Source organism: Streptococcus sp. sy018, from assembly GCF_007859185.1.
GTDB lineage: Bacteria > Bacillota > Bacilli > Lactobacillales > Streptococcaceae > Streptococcus.
In genome coordinates this window covers 449421-463876 of sequence record NZ_VOHN01000001.1, presented here as the reverse complement: position 1 = coordinate 463876, position 14456 = coordinate 449421, and the positions used below count along the sequence as shown (strand labels likewise).

15 protein-coding genes are annotated in these 14456 nt (G+C 38.2%); 14 read left to right on the top strand and 1 reads right to left on the bottom strand.

What is annotated here, in order from left to right; genetic code table 11:
• The first annotated feature begins 1 nt into the window (after window position 1).
• The 13 genes from FRX52_RS02265 to FRX52_RS02205 all read left to right on the top strand — a co-directional run bounded on the left by FRX52_RS02265 (window position 2) and on the right by FRX52_RS02205 (window position 12272).
• Window positions 2-277, top strand: a complete 276-nt coding sequence (locus FRX52_RS02265; protein ID WP_146538352.1) for a UPF0223 family protein — start codon at window positions 2-4, stop codon at window positions 275-277.
• Window positions 267-1034 (top strand): inositol monophosphatase family protein, encoded by a 768-nt coding sequence (locus FRX52_RS02260; RefSeq protein WP_146538351.1) that lies wholly within the window; start codon window positions 267-269, stop codon window positions 1032-1034. The genes FRX52_RS02265 and FRX52_RS02260 overlap by 11 nt, the downstream gene beginning before the upstream one ends.
• 54 nt (window positions 1035-1088) lie before the next feature.
• Window positions 1089-2405 carry an RsmF rRNA methyltransferase first C-terminal domain-containing protein gene (locus FRX52_RS02255; protein WP_146538350.1) on the top strand — a complete coding sequence of 439 codons (1317 nt, stop codon included), beginning with the start codon at window positions 1089-1091 and terminating at the stop codon, window positions 2403-2405.
• A gap of 11 nt (window positions 2406-2416) precedes the next feature.
• The gene (locus FRX52_RS02250; RefSeq protein ID WP_146538349.1) at window positions 2417-3283 is read left to right on the top strand and encodes a phosphate ABC transporter substrate-binding protein PstS family protein; all 867 of its coding nucleotides are present in this window, start codon (window positions 2417-2419) and stop codon (window positions 3281-3283) included.
• A 1-nt stretch (window position 3284) separates the two neighbouring features.
• On the top strand, window positions 3285-4220 hold the full coding sequence (pstC, locus tag FRX52_RS02245) for a phosphate ABC transporter permease subunit PstC (protein WP_146460625.1): 936 nt from the start codon (window positions 3285-3287) through the stop codon (window positions 4218-4220).
• The gene (pstA, locus tag FRX52_RS02240) at window positions 4210-5094 is read left to right on the top strand and encodes a phosphate ABC transporter permease PstA (protein WP_146538348.1); all 885 of its coding nucleotides are present in this window, start codon (window positions 4210-4212) and stop codon (window positions 5092-5094) included. The genes pstC and pstA overlap by 11 nt, the downstream gene beginning before the upstream one ends.
• 9 nt (window positions 5095-5103) lie before the next feature.
• Complete coding sequence (gene pstB / locus FRX52_RS02235) at window positions 5104-5907, top strand: phosphate ABC transporter ATP-binding protein PstB (RefSeq protein ID WP_146495488.1); 804 nt, start codon at window positions 5104-5106, stop codon at window positions 5905-5907.
• A 12-nt stretch (window positions 5908-5919) separates the two neighbouring features.
• A complete protein-coding gene (gene pstB / locus FRX52_RS02230) occupies window positions 5920-6678 on the top strand; it encodes a phosphate ABC transporter ATP-binding protein PstB (RefSeq protein WP_146460618.1) in 759 nt (252 codons plus the stop codon).
• A 15-nt stretch (window positions 6679-6693) separates the two neighbouring features.
• Window positions 6694-7350: a phosphate signaling complex protein PhoU gene (phoU, locus tag FRX52_RS02225; RefSeq protein ID WP_146460616.1), complete on the top strand. Its 657-nt coding sequence runs from the start codon at window positions 6694-6696 to the stop codon at window positions 7348-7350.
• Between the two features lie 68 nt (window positions 7351-7418).
• Window positions 7419-9965, top strand: a complete 2547-nt coding sequence (locus tag FRX52_RS02220) for a M1 family metallopeptidase (protein ID WP_146538347.1) — start codon at window positions 7419-7421, stop codon at window positions 9963-9965.
• An 87-nt stretch (window positions 9966-10052) separates the two neighbouring features.
• Window positions 10053-10727 (top strand): response regulator transcription factor, encoded by a 675-nt coding sequence (locus tag FRX52_RS02215; protein ID WP_146538346.1) that lies wholly within the window; start codon window positions 10053-10055, stop codon window positions 10725-10727.
• A complete protein-coding gene (locus FRX52_RS02210; RefSeq protein ID WP_146495479.1) occupies window positions 10717-12024 on the top strand; it encodes a cell wall metabolism sensor histidine kinase WalK in 1308 nt (435 codons plus the stop codon). Before FRX52_RS02215 ends, FRX52_RS02210 begins: the two co-directional genes overlap by 11 nt.
• Before the next feature lie 53 nt (window positions 12025-12077).
• Entirely contained in the window at window positions 12078-12272 is a 195-nt protein-coding gene (locus FRX52_RS02205; RefSeq protein ID WP_146460607.1) for a DUF3272 family protein, read from the top strand.
• Here the strand turns inward: FRX52_RS02205 and FRX52_RS02200 are convergent.
• Entirely contained in the window at window positions 12247-13008 is a 762-nt protein-coding gene (locus FRX52_RS02200) for a biotin--[acetyl-CoA-carboxylase] ligase (protein WP_146495477.1), read from the bottom strand. The two genes, FRX52_RS02205 and FRX52_RS02200, sit on opposite strands and share 26 nt — an antisense overlap.
• Window positions 13009-13175: 167 nt before the next feature.
• On the opposite strand from FRX52_RS02200, the gene metK reads away from it, so the two are divergent.
• The gene (gene metK / locus FRX52_RS02195; protein ID WP_146538345.1) at window positions 13176-14363 is read left to right on the top strand and encodes a methionine adenosyltransferase; all 1188 of its coding nucleotides are present in this window, start codon (window positions 13176-13178) and stop codon (window positions 14361-14363) included.
• The last annotated feature ends 93 nt before the right edge of the window (window positions 14364-14456 follow it).

The following is a 14456-nucleotide window of genomic DNA, read 5'->3' as shown; positions in this document are numbered from 1 at the left end:
CATGAAAAATTATAGCTATCCGATTGATGTATCTTGGAGCACTAGCGAGTTGACTGCTGTGCTTCATTTTTTAGGTTTAGTTGAACAAGCCTATGAGGGGAATGTTACAGTTGAAAACTTACTGGAAGCTTATCAAGCCTTTAAGCAGGTCGTTCCTAGTAAGGCACAAGAAAAACAGCTAGATCGTGAGTTTGAAAAAAATAGTGGTTATTCAACTTATCGGGCTGTTCAAGAAGCTAAAAATCTTGAGAAAGGTAGATTGTCGCTTGGAAAATAAGTACAGTTTTGCTTGTCAACTGATTCGTCAAGCAGGTCAGTTATTAAGGCAACGTCTATCAGAGGAGTTGATTGTTGAGGAAAAATCAGGATTTGCTGATTTAGTCACGAACTTAGACCTAGCAATACAGGATTTTTTAGTTGAACAGATCAAGACCCACTACCCAACAGATGCTATTTTGGCAGAAGAGAAAAATCTTTACCATGATTTGATGACAGGAACGGTTTGGATTCTTGATCCCATTGATGGAACGACCAATTTTATTGTTCAAAAAGATGATTTTTGTATTCTTCTAGCTCATTATCACAAGGGTCAAGCACAATTTGGTTTGATTTATCAAGTCATGGCTGACAAGCTATATCATGGTGGTGGAGAGTTTGAGGTTTATTGCAATGAAGACAAGTTATTGCCTTATCAAGATAAACCCTTAACACGCTCTCTTTTTGCCTGCAATAGTCAAATGTATCGAGATAATGTTGCTCACTTAACTGATTTTCTCAATCAAACCTTGGGTGTTCGTATGTATGGTGGGGCAGGTATCAGTTTATCCTATGTGTTGTCAGGACGTTTGTCTGGTTACATTTCCAATATTCAAGTTTGGGACTATTTACCTGCCAAGATAATGGGAGAAAAGTTGGGGTATTGCTTGTTGACCTTATCTGGTCAAGAGCCAGATTTTAAAACCCGACAAGAAGTGATGTTTATCCCAAAAGTTAAGCAAGAGGAAATTTTGGCTTATTTATCGGGCATTAGATAAGCGACTTACGGAATTTTTTTGCCAGAAACCCCTTTCTTATAGTATAATAAAAGTATGAAAACGATATTACCACAGGCCTTTATTGATAAGTATCGTGAGCTTTTAGGAGAAGAAGCAGACGCCTTTTTTGCTAGCTTTGATCAACCTGCTCGCTCTGCCTTTCGCATAAATCCCTTGAAAAAACAGAGGGTTGATTTTCCTCAGGCCATTCCTAATACAGAATGGGGCTACTATGGTAAGATTAGTGGCAAATCTCCTGAACATGTGACAGGTTTGATTTATTCGCAAGAACCAGCAGCTCAAATGGTTGGACAGGTAGCAAAACCAGAACCTGGAATGCGCGTGTTGGATTTGTCGGCTGCACCAGGCGGGAAATCAACTCACTTGTTATCTTATCTTGGTAATCAAGGCATTTTAGTTAGTAACGATATTTCTAAAAAAAGAAGTCAAGTATTGGTTGAAAATATAGAACGTTTTGGAGCAAGAAATGTTGTGGTGCTTAATGAAAGTGCCGACCGTCTAGCCAAGGTCTTCCCTAATTATTTTGATTTGATTGTTTTTGATGGGCCTTGTTCTGGTGAAGGTATGTTTCGGAAAGATCCAGAAGCCATTCAATATTGGACAGTTGATTATCCTAACCAATGTGCAGACTTACAAAAATCCATTTTACAAGATACTCTGACTATGCTAGCTCCAGGTGGGCGATTGGTGTATTCAACTTGTACGTGGGCTCCCGAAGAAAATGAGGGCGTGGTTAGTTGGCTTTTACAAGAATACCCAGAACTTACTTTGCTTGATGTGCCTAAATTAAATGGTATGGTTGAAGGCATTGATTTGCCACAAACGGCTCGAATGTATCCACATCAGTTTGATGGTGAAGGACAATTTGTTGCTCACTTTCAAGATCAAAGACTACCAGCATCAATCCGTATTAAATCAGGTCACTCTAATTTGACTAAGGGACAAAAAGCCTATTGGCAAGAGTTTGCCAAAGAACATTTAAAGGTGGATTTAAGTGGCATGTTGCAGGTTTTTGGTGATCAATTATATCTGTTACCTCAAGAGTTGCCTGATTTATCTTCCTTAAAAATTGCACGCAACGGTTTACATCTAGGAACGTTTAAGAAAAATCGCTTTGAACCATCGTTTGCATTGGGGATGGCTCTAAGTTCGGATGAAGTCAAACAAACAGTAACTATTAGTGAAACAGATTTCAACAAATATGTGTCAGGGCAAACAGTGACTTTGCAAGAACCTTTGTCAACAGGCTGGTATCAACTGTTAGTGGGAGGTAATGGTTTGGGCTTTGTTAAGGTCGTTGGTCAAGTGATTAAAAATTATTATCCTAAGGGATTAAGATTTCAGGTATAAAGGAAAAAGAAATGAAAAAACAACTTAAATTGGCATTTACAGCGTTGATTGTTCTATCAACGTTTAGTCTAGCGGCGTGTTCTAAGTGGATTGATAAAGGTCAATCAACAACTGCTGTAGGCTCAACGGCCTTACAACCTCTAGTTGAGGCTGTTTCTGATGAATTCTCTAAAAATAATATTGGTAAATACATCAATGTCCAAGGTGGTGGGTCTGGCACAGGTTTATCACAAGTTCAATCGGGTGCAGTAGATATTGGGAATAGCGACCTTTTTGCTGAGGAAAAGTCAGGAATTGACGCAGCTGCACTGGTGGATCATCAAGTAGCGGTTGTTGGAATAGTGCCAATTGTTAACAAAGCTATTACTGTTGACAATCTGACTGTTGAACAACTTAAACAAATTTTTACAGGTCAAATTAAGAACTGGAAAGAAGTTGGAGGTCAAAATTTGCCGATTACGGTTATCAACCGTGCTTCTGGTTCTGGTAGTCGAGCGTCTTTTGATGCAACAATCATGAAAGATGCCCAACCTCTTAAAGCACAAGAGTTGGACTCAAATGGTATGGTGCGTAGTATTGTAGCTCAGACGCCTGGAGCAATCTCGTATTTAGCTTTCTCTTATACAGATGATACTGTTAAAAAGATTAAGTTAAATGGTTATGAACCAACTTCAGAAAATGTTCAAGTCAATAATTGGCCAATTTGGTCTTATGAACACATGTACACCAAAGGGCAACCAACAGCCTTAACGAAGGAATTTTTGGACTACATGATGAGTGAAGAAGTTCAAAATACAGTGATTAAGGATATGGGTTACATTTCCATTAACGATATGAAAGTGAAAAAAGATGCCAAAGGTGTCGTAACGGAGAAATAAAATGTCTAATGAAATTTCAAAACGTTTATTATCAACTTCAAAAAATTCCAAACTGGAGAAGTTTGGTAAGACCATTACCTTTTTCTGCCTCCTTTTAATTGTTTTTGTGGTTGCTATGATTCTCCTTTTTGTCGCTCAAAAAGGTTTAGCAACTTTTATCAAGGATGGTGTCAATCCCATTAGCTTCCTATTTGGTACAGATTGGAATCCGTCGCAAACAGGTCCAGATGGTTTGCCGATCTTGGGAGCTTTACCTATGATTTTAGGCTCTTTCTTTGTCACTTTCTTGTCAGCCTTGTTGGCGACCCCATTTGCGATTGGAGTGGCTCTCTTTATGACAGAAATCTCACCTAAGCGAGGGGCAAAAATCATGCAACCAGCTATCGAACTTTTGGTCGGTATTCCGTCGGTTGTTTATGGTTTTATCGGTTTAACGGTGGTTGTGCCTGCCGTTCGTTCGGTATTTGGCGGTTCAGGATTTGGTATCCTGTCAGGTGTCTTTGTACTCTTTATCATGATTTTGCCAACAGTCACTTCAATGACGGTTGATTCACTAAAAGCAGTTCCACGTCACTATAAAGAGGCGAGTTTGGCTTTAGGAGCAACTCGTTGGCAAACAATTTCTCGTGTCATTTTACAGGCAGCTAAGCCAGGGATTTTAACAGCAAGTGTTTTTGGCATGGCGCGTGCTTTCGGAGAAGCCTTGGCTATTCAAATGGTAGTAGGAAATGCGGCACTGATGCCAACCAGTTTAATCAGTCCGGCTTCAACCTTGACTTCTGTTTTGACTATGGGAATTGGTAATACGGTTATGGGGACTGTTCGTAATGATGCCCTTTGGAGTTTAGCCCTAATTCTTTTATTGATGAGCTTGTTCTTTAATAGCATGATTAAACTAATTACACGTCCGAAAGGTAAGAAAAACTATGTACGCTAAAAAAACTGATAAAATTGCCACAGGTGTTCTCTATGGTATTGCCGGCTTTGTCTTACTTATCTTGATAGGTTTAATTGGCTATATTCTAGTTCGTGGTTTATCACATATTTCATGGTCTTTTGTAACAGGTCAATCAAGTGCTTACAAGGCAGGTGGGGGCATTGGGATTCAGCTCTACAATAGTATCTTTCTCTTAGTGATTACACTTCTGATTTCTTTACCCTTATCACTGGGAGCAGGTATTTATCTATCTGAATACACAAAGGCAGGTCCAATCACAAACTTGATTCGTAATGCCATTGAGATTCTTAGTTCGCTACCGTCTGTTGTGGTTGGTCTATTTGGTTTCTTGGTCTTTGTTGTTCAAATGGATTATGGCTTTTCAATTTTGTCAGGTGCTATGGCTTTGACTATTTTCAATCTACCAATGATGACCAGAAATGTAGAAGAAAGTTTGAAAGCTGTTCACCATACTCAACGTGAAGCAGGCTTGGCTTTGGGACTTTCTCGTTGGGAAACCATTATTTATGTGGTTGTTCCAGAAGCGCTACCAGGTATCATAACTGGGGTAGTCTTAGCGAGTGGTCGTATTTTTGGTGAAGCAGCAGCTCTCATCTATACGGCTGGTCAATCAGCTCCAGCACTTGATTGGTCAAACTGGAATCCTTTAAGTGTAGCTAGCCCAATTTCTATTTTCCGCCAAGCAGAAACCTTGGCAGTTCATATTTGGAAGGTTAATGGTGAGGGGCTGTTACCAGATGCAGTACAAGTGTCTGCGGGAAGTGCAGTTATCCTATTATTCTTTATCCTTATCTTTAATTTTTCGGCCCGTTATCTAGGTCGAAAACTTCATGCCAAATTGACATCACAATAGAGGAGAATTATGGTCGAATATAATTGGAATGAAAAGCATATCATCACTTTTGATAAAGATAATGTTGCTCTAGAAACCAAAGATTTACATGTTTTTTATGGGACAAAAGAGTCAATCAAAGGCGTGGATATGCAGTTTGAAAAAAATAAAATAACTGCTTTAATTGGTCCATCTGGTTCAGGAAAGTCAACCTTTTTAAGAAGTTTGAATCGAATGAATGATACCATTGACATTGCTCGAGTGACAGGAGAAATTTGGTATGAGGGCTTAGATGTGAATCGTCCTGATATCAACGTTTATGAGATGAGAAAACAAATTGGCATGGTTTTCCAACGCCCAAATCCCTTTGCTAAGTCTATTTATCGTAACATCACTTTCGCTCATGAGCGTGCAGGGGTCAAAGACAAGGCATTTTTAGATGAGTTGGTGGAAACGTCACTCAAACAAGCAGCTCTTTGGGAACAGGTTAAGGACGATCTCCACAAGTCAGCATTGGCACTTTCAGGTGGTCAACAACAACGCTTGTGTATTGCTAGAGCAATAGCAGTGAAGCCAGACATTCTTTTGATGGATGAGCCAGCTAGTGCTCTTGATCCGATTTCAACCATGCAGGTCGAAGAAACCATGATGGAGTTGAAAAAAGATTACACCATTATCATCGTCACTCACAACATGCAACAAGCAGCTCGTTCAAGTGATTATACTGCGTTTTTCTATAGTGGTGATTTGATTGAGTATGATCAAACCAAGAAAATTTTCCAAAATGCAAACTGTCAGTCAACCAATGACTATGTTTCTGGACGTTTTGGATAGAAGGGGGATAAGATGCAAGATCCAATTTTACATATCAGCGATATTTCCCTTTACTATGGGAAGAAAAAATCATTAAACAATATTTCCATGGATATTTTCCCAAATGAGATCACGGCTTTTATTGGTCCATCAGGATCAGGGAAATCAACACTTTTGCGTTCCATTAACCGAATGAATGACTTGATTCCAAGCGTTACCATTACTGGATCAATTATGTATAAGGGACATAACATTTACAGTCCACGGATGGATACGGTTGATTTGCGTAAGGAAATTGGCATGGTCTTTCAACAACCCAATCCGTTTCCAATGTCGATTTACGAAAACGTTGTTTATGGCTTACGTTTGAAAGGTGAAAATGACAAACAAAAGTTTGATCAAGTTGTAGAAACGTCACTCAAACAAGCGTCAATTTGGGACGAAGTTAAGGATCGCTTACACGATTCAGCCCTTGGCTTATCAGGTGGTCAGCAACAGCGGATTTGTATTGCTAGGGTACTAGCAACCAGTCCTAAAATTATCCTACTAGATGAACCGACATCTGCTCTTGATCCGATTTCCTCAAGTAAGGTTGAGGAAACCCTTTATGAATTGAAGTCAGATTATACACAGATTATTGTCACCCATAGTATGCAACAAGCCAGTCGAATTTCAGACAAGACAGCCTTCTTCTTGAATGGTGATTTGGTTGAATACGATGATACGAAGAAAATCTTCCTTAATCCAAGCAAGCAAGAGACAGAAGATTATATTACTGGTAAATTTGGTTAGAAAAAGGAGAATACTATGTTACGCACTCAGTTTGAAGAAGAACTAGAAAAATTACACAATCAATTTTATTCGATGGGAACAGAAGTACTTGCTCAAATCAATAAGACAGTTCGTGCTTTTGTGAGCCATGATGTTGATTTGGCCCAAGAAGTCATTGCAGAAGATGATGTGGTCAATGATTATGAGGTTAAATTGGAGAAAAAATCTCTTGAAATTATTGCCTTACAACAGCCTATTGCCCAGGACTTACGCAATGTTATTACAGTTTTGAAGGCTTCAAGTGATGTGGAGCGTATGGGTGATCATGCGGTTTCAGTTGCAAAAGCAACCTTGCGTATGCAAGAGGAAAGTAATTACTTGCCAGCTATTGAAGCAGAAATCAAGAAAATGGGACGTGCCGTTAAGGCCATGGTAGAAGATGCCCTAGATGCTTACGTCACAGGTGATGCAGATAAGGCTCGTGATGTCGCAAAAATTGATGCTGATATTGACAACTATTTCCGTAATATTCAAAGTCAAGCTATCGAAGAAATTCGTCAAAATCCAGACACTATTTTTGCTGGTAAAGAGTATTTCCAAGTCTTGCTGTATTTAGAGCGAATTGGTGATTATGCTAAAAACTTGTGTGAGTGGGTTGTTTATTTGAAAACTGGTAAGATTATTGAATTGTGATATAATAAAGACAAGTAAGGAAGTACGATGGTTACTTCCTTTCAGTCTATATAAAGAAGGAGAAAAAGATGGAAACCGTTGAGCATTTAGTCAAACGTTTTGTCCCTGAGCATTATGATATTTTCTTAGATATCAATCGAAAAGATAAAATCTTCTCGGGTCGAGTTGCGATTAAGGGACAGGCAATTAAAGAAACCATTGCATTTCATCAAAAAGATTTGAAGATTGAAACGGTTCTTGTATCAGGTAAAAAAGTGGAATTTGAAGTTAATCACGATTTGGAAGAACTTCGTTTCCAGGTGGAGCAAGTTGGTCAACAAGAGCTTGAACTTACTTTTTCAGGTCATATTACAGATGGTATGACAGGAATGTACCCATCTTATTATACAATCGATGGGATTAAAAAAGAGGTGCTTGCTACTCAATTTGAAAGCCATTTTGCAAGACAAGTTTTTCCATGTCTTGATGAGCCAGCGGCTAAGGCGACTTTTAGTTTATCAATTAAATTTGATCAAGGCCAAGGAGAAGTTGTTCTCTCCAATATGCCTGAAATTGATATAGAAAAACGTCAAGAAACAGGTATCTGGAGCTTTGAAACAACCCCACGCATGTCAACTTATCTACTAGCTTTTGCGATTGGTGAACTTCAAAGCAAGTTAACAACCACTAAGAGTGGTGTAGAAGTTGGCATTTTTGCCACCAAGGCACATAAATCCTCTTCGTTAAATTTTGCACTTGATTTTGCCAAGCGAATTTTGGAGTTTTATGAAGACTACTTTGGTGTTCCTTATCCATTGAAACAGTGTTATCATATTGCTTTGCCTGATTTTTCAGCAGGAGCAATGGAAAATTGGGGCTTGATTACTTATCGTGAAATTTATCTCTTGTCAGATGAGAATTCAACCTTGATGAGTCGTCAGCTTATTGCACTAGTGATTGCGCATGAAGTAGCTCATCAATGGTTTGGTAACCTTGTGACAATGACTTGGTGGGATGATTTATGGCTCAATGAAAGTTTTGCTATGATGATGGAAAATCTAGCTGTTGATAGGCTAGAACCTACTTGGCAAATTAGCAATGATTTTAAAATTAAAGAGATTCCCTCTGCTCTTAATCGTGATGCCATTGATGGTATCCAATCTGTTCATGTGGCTGTCAATCATCCAGATGAAATTCAAACGATTTTTGATGGTGCCATTGTTTATTCTAAGGGTAGCCGTCTAATGTTTATGCTTTATCATTGGTTGGGTGAAGAAGCCTTTGTTGCTGGTTTGCGAGATTACTTTGAGCAACATCAATATGGTAATACGGTTGGTCAAGATTTGTGGAATGCCTTATCTGGTCATTCGGACAAGGATGCAGCTAGCTTTATGGAGAGTTGGCTAGAACAGCCAGGTTTTCCAGTTGTTACAGCCAAGGTAGAAAATGATACCTTAATCCTTAGTCAAAACCAATTCTTTATTGGTCAACATGAAGCAAAAGGTCGTCTGTGGCATATACCACTCAATAGTAACTGGTCAGGTATTCCAGACACCTTGTCAAAAGCTGTTCTTAAAATTCCTAATTTTAGTCAGTTAGCAGCCAAAAACAAAGGTGCTTTTCGTCTTAACCTAGGTAATACGGCTCATTTCATTAGCTATTATGATGGGCAGTTGCAGACTGATTTGATGGCTGATTTAGCTGAGTTAGATCAGATGAGTAAATTGCAAATCATCCAAGAGTATCGTTTACTTGCCGCCAGTGGCTTGATTTCCTACACCCAATTGCTACCATTTTTGACTGTTTTTAGTCAGGAGAGCTCTTATCCTATGCTATCAGCCTTGCAAGGACTTGTCTATAGCTTAAGAAATATCATTGATGAAGGCTCCGAAGCGGAGCAAGCTCTCAAACAACTTGTTATTAAAAGTTTTCAAACTAGTTATGAGCAATTAGGTTTAGTGGCTCAAAAAGATGAAGATGACGCTATTGAAAAAAGCCGTCATATCATGTTGAGCATGTTATCATGGGCCAATCACGCGGAAGTTGCGACTCGTTTGCAAGAGGTTTTTAACCAATATACAGATAAATTGGATGAAATTCCAGCAGGGATTCGTCATGCTGTTTTGTCTAATCAATTAAGACGAGCTGAAAGTCAATCTCTTGTGGATCAATACTTAGAGCAGTATGTTCAAACAAGTGATGGTGTATTGCGTGTCGAATTACGAGCAGCTCTAGCCTTGACCCAATCAAAAGCTACTCTTGATCAGTTAGTGACATCTCTAAACAATAAAGATATCATCAAACCACAAGATTTATCGAGCTGGTATTTGGCGTTACTGCAGTCAAACTTTGCTCAAGAACGCTTATGGACATGGGCAAAAGAAAATTGGTACTGGTTGAAGAAAACCTTTGCTGGTGATATGAGTTATGCTGATTTTGTTAGTGTTGCTGCGGCTTGCTTTAAGTCAGAAGAACGCTTGGCAGAATTCAAAGCATTTTATGAACCAGAATTATCTGACTTGGCCCTAACTCGTGAGATTGAAATGGGTATGCGTGAAATTCAATCACGAATTGATCAAGTGTCTAAAAATAAACTCGAGTTAGAACAAGCTATTTTAGCTCACATAAAGGCCTAGTAGAAGGAGAGAGAGTTTGACTTCTGAACTCTCTCTTTAGTCTAGCTTAAGAAAAGTTTGTTAAACTTCTCATTAGAAGGAGATATCATGATTAAAATTTTATTAGTTGAAGATGATTTAAGTTTGTCCAATTCAGTTTTTGATTTTTTGGATGATTTTGCTGATGTCATGCAGGTTTTTGACGGTGATGAAGGTCTTTACGAGGCTGAAAGTGGTGTTTATGATTTGATTTTATTGGATCTTATGTTACCTGAAAAAGATGGCTTTCAAATGCTAAAAGAGTTAAGAGAAAAAGAGGTCTTGACACCAGTTATCATTATGACAGCCAAAGAAAGTCTAGATGATAAAACTAATGGTTTTGAGTTAGGAGCAGATGATTATATTACCAAACCTTTTTACTTAGAAGAGTTAAAAATGCGTATTCAGGCCTTGCTCAAACGTTCTGGAAAACTAACGGATAACAATCTGCATTATGGCGATCTTGAAGTGAATACCACGACCAATACGGTTTTAGTTGCTAATCAAGAGGTCGAACTATTAGGTAAGGAATTTGATTTGTTAATTTATTTTCTACAAAATCAAAACGTCATTTTACCAAAATCTCAGATTTTTGATCGGATATGGGGATTCGACAGTGATACCACCATTTCAGTGGTTGAAGTCTATGTTTCCAAAATTCGTAAAAAGCTAAAAGGAACTGATTTTGTGAATAATTTACAAACACTAAGGAGTGTGGGGTATATTTTAAAGAATGCTGAGTAGAATTAAAGGGTTATCCAAATCTGAAAATTTTCCCTTTTTTCTCCACTTTTTAGGTGTTTTTACAGGGATATTTTTGGTCATGACGGTCATTATCTTACAAGTCATGTCTTTTGGAATCTATACCACTGTTGATTCCAATCTCAGAACGGCACAAAAGGATATTTCGTCTTATGTGACCTTGGCCATGATAAAAAATAGTTTTAACGCCATTACTGACAATAATAAAACAACTGCTGACGATCAGTCTAAGTTAATCCCACCTAGCGAAGTGATTGCTAATACCGATGTTATTTTATATAGCTCTGATGGTAATATCTTAAATACACTTGATACCTTATCAGGTCTTGAATACGTCAAATTGGACAAGAAAAATTTAGATAGCATTGTCAAAGTGTCCCTAACCAATATTTTGGGAGAAACCCTTGAGTATAGGACTTTGACGGTGCCAGTGCAGAACGTGATTTATCCTGAAGTGGCCTATGCTATGATTGCCATTAACACCAATCAGTTAGAAGAAGCTAATAATCGCTATGCTAAAATGATTGTTATTGTCATGATAACTTTTTGGGTAGTGTCAGTGGGAGCCAGTGTTTACTTAGCCAAATGGAGTCGTCGTCCAATCTTGGCCAATTATGAAAAACAAAAAGCCTTTGTTGAAAATGCTAGTCATGAGTTACGTACGCCTTTAGCAGTTCTGCAAAATCGCTTAGAAACTCTATTTCGTAAGCCCAATTCAAGTATTATGGATAATACGGAAAATATCGCGTCAAGCCTAGATGAAGTTCGTAATATGAAATTGTTAACGACTAATTTACTTAATTTGGCTCGACGTGATGATGGCATAAAACCCGACTTAGAAACCTTATCATCAGACTTTTTTAATGACATTTTTACTAATTATCAAATGATAGCAGAAGAACAAGGTAAATTGTTTAAGGTAAATAATCAAGTCAAACACCAAGTTGTTTCAGATAGAATCTTATTAAAACAGTTGATGACGATTCTTTTTGACAATGCCATGAAATATACCGATAAAAATGATGAAATTGTTTTTGAAGTAAAATCAACAGATAAACATTTTTATTTGAGTGTGGCTGATCAAGGAATTGGGATTAGCTCTGAGGATAAAAAGCATATTTTTGATCGTTTTTATCGAGTCGATAAGGCTAGAACAAGGCAACAAGGCGGTTTTGGCTTAGGATTGGCTCTGGCTAAGCAAATTGTAGATTCGTTGAAAGGAACGATTACTGTTCAAGATAATGAGCCCAAAGGCACCATTTTTATCGTTAAATTCTAGTAAAAAAGTAACTGGTTTTTGTTTTCCAGTTACTTTTTTGTTAGAATAGGATTATGACAATTTTACAATTTTTGTTGGTGGCATTTTTTTGTGCCTTAGAAACCATTTTTTTCAATCAAGCCTTATTTAATGGAGAGTATTTGATTGCAGCCTTTTGGGGATTTTTGCTCTATCGTGATCTTAGACGGGTTTATTTTGTGACAAAATTAACGGAAAGCCTGTTCACATTTCCCAAGAAGAAAGACTAATGTGGTGACTGGAGAGACGTTTTTGGCTGTTATCAGTTAGTTGAACCACTAATTCTCCTTTTTGACTAATGTCAATCACAAGTCCTTCATAGCTTTTACCTTTGTCGGTAAAGCTTATTTTTTTATCCAAAACCAAGGATTTATCACGATAAACCCTAATTAAATCGCGTTTTGGTGTATTAAAGAAAATTTGCCAAATCTCACTGATGAGCTGGTTGCGACTAATGGGTGGTGTTTCTTGGAAAAGTGAATGAGCAATTTGGTTCAATTCAGAAGGAAATTCACTAATGAAAAAATTGATTCCGACTCCAATTAAGAGGTCAGTTACCACATCTTGTTCTGAGGATAAACTTTCGGTCAAGATACCTGCAATTTTTTTACCTTGGTAGTAGATGTCGTTGACCCATTTGATACCACAATCAATCCCAGTCAGACGCTGAATAGCCTTGACAATACTGGTTGCTGTCATCATAGTATAGACTGGTAAATCATCGTAGGAACAATTTGGTTTGAGGTGTAAAGTCATATAAATGCCACCTTGATTGGTATAAAAAGGACGACCAAAACGTCCAACAGCTTGTTCTTGTTGGGGAGCAAGGTAGAGAACTGGTAGCTGCTCTGCACTTTTCAGGTTTAGTTTGGCATCTAATTGGGTGGATTGGCTGTTGGAATTGACAGAGACCTGAAGCCCAGTAGCCTGACTAATTTCTTTGGCTGATAGATAATCCGTTTTCATATTCTAAGTATAATAAAAAATGACCGTAATAGGCAACTAAGAAAGCTAAATTTTGATAAAATATGTTAAAATAGTAGAGTTAATGAGTCCCGAAAAGGTAGTTGTCTAGATAGGTAGCTAGTACTTTGTAACTTTTTAACAAGATTTATTAAAAGGGGGACATTTTTATGTCAGAACGTAAACTATTCACTTCTGAATCAGTATCTGAGGGACATCCTGATAAGATTGCTGATCAAATTTCAGACGCTATCTTGGATGCGATTTTAGCAAAAGATCCAGATGCTCATGTAGCAGCCGAAACGGTTGTTTATACAGGATCTGTTCATGTTTTTGGTGAAGTTACGACATCAGCTTATGTTGATATCAATCGCATTGTTCGTGATACCATTGCAGAGATTGGCTACACCAAGACGGAGTATGGTTTTTCAGCTGAAACGGTTGGCGTGCATCCGTCATTGGTTGAACAATCTCCAGATATTGCCCAAGGTGTTAATGAAGCCTTAGAGGCTCGTCAAGGTCAAGAAGATGCCCTGGATCGAATTGGCGCAGGGGATCAAGGTTTGATGTTTGGCTTTGCCATTGATGAAACACCAGAATTCATGCCCTTACCGATTTCTCTTTCTCATCAATTGGTTAAAAAATTGGCTGATTTACGGAAGTCAGGTCAGTTGAGTTACCTAAGACCAGATGCCAAAAGTCAAGTAACGGTTGAGTATGATGAAAATGATCAACCAATCCGAGTAGATACTGTGGTGATTTCAACACAACATGATCCAGACGTCAGTCAAGACCAGATTGCCAAAGATGTCATTGATAAGGTCATTAGAGCAGTAATTCCAGCTCATTATTTAGACGATAAAACTAACTATTTGGTTAATCCAACAGGCCGATTTGTTATTGGAGGCCCTCAAGGAGATTCGGGCTTAACCGGTCGTAAGATTATTGTGGATACTTACGGTGGTTATGCTCGTCATGGTGGTGGTGCTTTTTCAGGCAAGGATGCAACAAAGGTTGACCGCTCTGCTTCTTACGCAGCTCGTTATATTGCAAAAAATATTGTTGCAGCAGGTTTGGCTAAAAAAGTAGAAGTTCAACTGGCCTATGCTATCGGTGTGGCAAAACCTGTTTCGATACGTTTAGACACTTTTGGAACTAGCCAAATGTCTGAAGAAAAACTGCAAGAAGCCGTACGTCAACTGTTTGATTTACGACCAGCAGGCATTATCAAGATGTTGGATTTGAAGCGTCCTATTTATCGTCAAACGGCTGCCTATGGTCACATGGGACGAACAGATATTGAGCTACCATGGGAGCGTTTAGATAAGGTTCAAGCTTTGCAGAATTATTTTCAGTAAATAAAACAAGGAGGTATAGAACCTCCTTTTATTTTGGATAAATCATTTGTAAAAATTAGTGAAATGTGATAAACTAGTAAAGTTGAATATAGT

What these genes read in the sequence shown, in the direction of transcription:
- FRX52_RS02200 (WP_146495477.1), bottom strand. Translation starts at nt 13,008, where the DNA reads ATGAAAACGGATTATCTATCAGCCAAAGAAATTAGTCAGGCTACTGGG.
- FRX52_RS02205 (WP_146460607.1), top strand. Translation starts at nt 12,078, where the DNA reads ATGACAATTTTACAATTTTTGTTGGTGGCATTTTTTTGTGCCTTAGAA.
- FRX52_RS02265 (WP_146538352.1), top strand. Translation starts at nt 2, where the DNA reads ATGAAAAATTATAGCTATCCGATTGATGTATCTTGGAGCACTAGCGAG.
- phoU (WP_146460616.1), top strand. Translation starts at nt 6,694, where the DNA reads ATGTTACGCACTCAGTTTGAAGAAGAACTAGAAAAATTACACAATCAA.
- metK (WP_146538345.1), top strand. Translation starts at nt 13,176, where the DNA reads ATGTCAGAACGTAAACTATTCACTTCTGAATCAGTATCTGAGGGACAT.
- pstA (WP_146538348.1), top strand. Translation starts at nt 4,210, where the DNA reads ATGTACGCTAAAAAAACTGATAAAATTGCCACAGGTGTTCTCTATGGT.
- FRX52_RS02250 (WP_146538349.1), top strand. Translation starts at nt 2,417, where the DNA reads ATGAAAAAACAACTTAAATTGGCATTTACAGCGTTGATTGTTCTATCA.
- FRX52_RS02215 (WP_146538346.1), top strand. Translation starts at nt 10,053, where the DNA reads ATGATTAAAATTTTATTAGTTGAAGATGATTTAAGTTTGTCCAATTCA.
- FRX52_RS02210 (WP_146495479.1), top strand. Translation starts at nt 10,717, where the DNA reads ATGCTGAGTAGAATTAAAGGGTTATCCAAATCTGAAAATTTTCCCTTT.
- pstB (WP_146460618.1), top strand. Translation starts at nt 5,920, where the DNA reads ATGCAAGATCCAATTTTACATATCAGCGATATTTCCCTTTACTATGGG.
- FRX52_RS02255 (WP_146538350.1), top strand. Translation starts at nt 1,089, where the DNA reads ATGAAAACGATATTACCACAGGCCTTTATTGATAAGTATCGTGAGCTT.
- FRX52_RS02220 (WP_146538347.1), top strand. Translation starts at nt 7,419, where the DNA reads ATGGAAACCGTTGAGCATTTAGTCAAACGTTTTGTCCCTGAGCATTAT.
- pstB (WP_146495488.1), top strand. Translation starts at nt 5,104, where the DNA reads ATGGTCGAATATAATTGGAATGAAAAGCATATCATCACTTTTGATAAA.
- pstC (WP_146460625.1), top strand. Translation starts at nt 3,285, where the DNA reads ATGTCTAATGAAATTTCAAAACGTTTATTATCAACTTCAAAAAATTCC.